General features: G+C 53.5%; 4 protein-coding genes. 3 read left to right on the plus strand and 1 reads right to left on the minus strand.

The features are described from left to right. Nucleotides 1-1,020 (minus strand): HTH-type transcriptional regulator SgrR (sgrR, locus tag FDW94_RS24105; protein ID WP_249358414.1); only part of this gene is annotated, 1,020 nt, incomplete at its 3' end. Between the two features lie 99 nt (nucleotides 1,021-1,119). Between sgrR and sgrT the strand changes: the two genes are divergently transcribed. The 3 genes from sgrT to FDW94_RS10835 form a co-directional block, all read left to right on the plus strand. Beyond that, nucleotides 1,120-1,248, plus strand: a complete 129-nt coding sequence (gene sgrT, locus FDW94_RS10825; protein WP_020996233.1) for a glucose uptake inhibitor SgrT — start codon at nucleotides 1,120-1,122, stop codon at nucleotides 1,246-1,248. Between the two features lie 108 nt (nucleotides 1,249-1,356). Next, nucleotides 1,357-2,535: a sugar efflux transporter gene (locus FDW94_RS10830; protein ID WP_003829576.1), complete on the plus strand. Its 1,179-nt coding sequence runs from the start codon at nucleotides 1,357-1,359 to the stop codon at nucleotides 2,533-2,535. 278 nt (nucleotides 2,536-2,813) lie between these two features. Then, nucleotides 2,814-3,460 (plus strand): SDR family NAD(P)-dependent oxidoreductase (locus FDW94_RS10835; protein WP_249358417.1); only part of this gene is annotated, 647 nt, incomplete at its 3' end.

Here is a 3,460-nt window from a genome sequence, read left to right on the forward strand (position 1 = left end):
AAACAACAGGTAGTAGCAACCTTCTTCGAGGCGGCTTTCGATCGCCTTTTCATCCTCTGTGGGGCCTTTTAGCGTCAACCCGCCGCCCGGTTCTTCTCCGATATCGGGTAATACCCAAACGTTAACTTCGTCGATCAAGGCCCGGTAGCCAAAGTAATCATCAAATGCATGAATTTTCAGTTGGTTATTGGTGTTGCGCATTACCGCATACGGACCGGTACCAATCGGGTGACTGGAGAAGTTGTTTAGCGTTTCCCATTCTCGCGGCAGGATCATGGCGGGGACCTGCCCCAATAGCCAGGGAAGCCAGCGATCTGGCTGGGCCAGATGGATATCCAGCGTCCAGGCCGTGGGAGAGACGATCTGCGTGATGTGTGAGTACAGCGGCAGGGCGTTAATGCGCCTCAGCGAGGCGATAACATCTTCCATTTCCAGCTCGCGGCCATGATGAAAATGGATCCCCGGGCGCAGGAAGAACCGCCAATGCAAAGGTGAAATTTGCTGCCAGTGATGGGCAATGTCCGCTTCCAGTTCCCCATTTTCCTCATTTACCCGAATTAAGGCACTGAAGATTTGGCGGGCGATATGGGTTTCGGAGCGGCGTAATGCTGTACCGGGGAGCAGGTTGTGCATCGGGCGATAATAGAGAACGCGCATGATATGCCGACCCTGGCGAAAGCTGCGGCCCAAGTGGGAGACCAGCATTTGCCGTACGGCCGTTTTGTCACCGACAAGCTGCACCAGTTGATCGATGCGATCCTGTTCCAGTAGGTCTTCCGCGCGCTGCTGCTGGAGCGCCAGCCCGGTATAGAGGAATGTCAGTCGCGAGCGTTTGCCTCGTCCAACTTCAGCTTCCCACGTTAACCAGCCACGATCCTGCATGGTATTAAGCAGCGTACGCATATGGCGACGCGAGCAGCTCAGCAGATCCGCCAGCTCGTTGAGCGTCGTGTCTTGCGTCTTGCCGTCACAGCATTGCCACAGACGGATGAACTGTTGTTGCAAACGACCAGAAGACATAAAAGGGGAACTCCTGCGGAAAACTCAGCAATTTTATAATCCCTATATTAAGCCAATAATAGATTCCGATGAAGCGATGAGACAACGAAGGGGTCATCTATGCGTCAGTTCTGGTTGAAGTACTTTACCGCGACAGAAAAATCGTCCTGGTTGGCTTGCCTGAGTGCCCCGCAGCGCTTAAAGATGCTCGAAGAGCTGATGCAGTGGGAGATGACATCTGACTCCTGAATTGGAAATTGCAGACATCATGTGTGACTGAGTATTGGTGTAAAATCACCCGCCAGCAGATTTTTTCTGCTGGCTTTTTTCGTATCAGCCCAGCCAATAGGGATAACAATGCTCTGGATTATGACCATGGGACGGCGCCTCAACGGCGTTTACGCGGCATTTATGCTGGTCGCTTTTATGATGGGCGTGGCGGGGGCATTGCAGGCACCCACGCTGAGTCTGTTCCTGAGCCGTGAAGTCGGGGCGCAGCCATTTTGGGTCGGGCTGTTTTACACCGTCAATGCGATTGTCGGGATCGTCGTCAGCCTTGGCCTCGCGAAACGATCCGACAGCCAGGGCGATCGACGTAAGTTGATCATGTTCTGCTGCCTGATGGCAATTGGCAATGCGTTGCTGTTTGCCTTTAATCGTCACTATCTTACGCTGATCACCTGCGGTGTGCTGCTGGCCTCGCTGGCGAACACCGCCATGCCGCAGCTGTTTGCGCTGGCGCGGGAATATGCTGATAACTCCGCGCGTGAAGTGGTGATGTTTAGCTCGGTGATGCGTGCGCAGCTTTCACTGGCCTGGGTAATTGGCCCACCGCTGGCTTTTATGCTGGCGCTGAATTACGGCTTTACGGCGATGTTTTCCATTGCCGCAGGGATTTTTGCCATTAGCCTGGTGCTGATTGCGCTGATACTGCCGTCAGTTGCTCGGGTGGAGCAGCCTGTAGACGTGCCGCTGGAACAGACCGGCGGTTGGCAGGACAAAAATGTACGCATGTTGTTTATTGCCTCCACGCTGATGTGGACCTGCAACACCATGTACATCATCGATATGCCGCTGTGGATAAGCCTCGAACTGGGCTTGCCGGACAAGCTGGCCGGGATTCTAATGGGGACGGCGGCTGGACTGGAAATTCCGGCGATGATTCTTGCGGGCTATTACGTGAAGCGCTTTGGCAAACGGCGAATGATGATCGCGGCCGTCGCGGCAGGCGTGCTGTTTTATCTTGGTTTGATCTTCTTTCACAGCCGTACGGCGCTGCTGGTGCTGCAACTGTTTAACGCGGTATTTATCGGTATTATCGCCGGGATAGGCATGCTGTGGTTTCAGGATCTGATGCCCGGACGTGCGGGATCAGCGACCACATTATTTACCAACAGTATTTCAACGGGAGTCATTCTGGCAGGGGTGATTCAGGGGGCTGTTGCGCAAAGCTACGGTCACTATGCCGTCTATTGGGTGATTGCGGTGATTTCGGTGGTGACGCTGTGGATGACTGGTCGGGTGAAGGATGTTTAGTCCGGTGCAGTCCCGGCGTTGCAGTGCTCGACCGGACGACATTTCGTATTCGCTTTTGTCGTTTTTGTAGGCCGGATAAGGCGTTTACGCCGCCATCCGGCAACCTGTCCTTACGGCCTGATCGCGTTACGCTTATCAGGCCAATCCCTCTTTTTTTCATCTTGCACGTAAATGCAATGTTGATCACATAACGATCATTTTCCTCTTCCTGGATCTTCTTTTTTCTACTGTTACGCGTATACAGTTACGCGTAACAGTTATTAAAAAAGGAGTTTTTTATGAAGAACCTATTCGACCTGACCGGTAAACGCGCGCTGATTACCGGTTCCGCTCAGGGCATTGGTAACCTGCTGGCCAACGGTCTGGCGGCGCACGGTGCTGAGATTGTGATTAACGATATTACCCAGCAGCGCGCTCAGGCGGCGGCGGACAAACTGGTTGCCGAAGGCTATCGCGCCGTTGGCTATGGATTTGATGTCACCAACGGGGAAGAGGTTGCGCGCGCCATCGCGCAAATCGAAAAGGAAGTTGGGGCCATTGATATTTTAATTAACAACGCCGGAATTCAGCGTCGTTTTCCCTTCACCGAATTCCCGGAGGCTGAATGGGACAAAGTGATTGATGTAAACCAGAAATCGGTCTTTCTGGTGTCGCAGCAGGTTTCCCGCTACATGGTGCAACGCCGCCGCGGGAAGATTATTAATATCTGCTCAATGCAAAGCGAATTAGGTCGTAAAACCATTACTCCATACGCGGCGTCAAAAGGTGCGGTCAAAATGTTAACCCGTGGCATGTGCGTGGAACTGGCGGAATACAATATTCAGGTCAATGGCATTGCTCCCGGCTATTTCGCCACCGACATGACCACCGCGCTGGTCAACGATGAAGCATTCTCCGCCTGGCTGTTCCAGCGCACGCCCGCCGC

The organism is Citrobacter sp. wls757 (assembly GCF_005280935.1).
In the GTDB taxonomy this organism is placed as follows: domain Bacteria; phylum Pseudomonadota; class Gammaproteobacteria; order Enterobacterales; family Enterobacteriaceae; genus Citrobacter; species Citrobacter portucalensis.

Excerpts from the sequence above, each read along its gene's own strand:
- sgrT (WP_020996233.1), top strand. The coding sequence starts at position 1,120 with ATGCGTCAGTTCTGGTTGAAGTACTTTACCGCGACAGAAAAATCGTCC.
- FDW94_RS10830 (WP_003829576.1), top strand. The coding sequence starts at position 1,357 with ATGCTCTGGATTATGACCATGGGACGGCGCCTCAACGGCGTTTACGCG.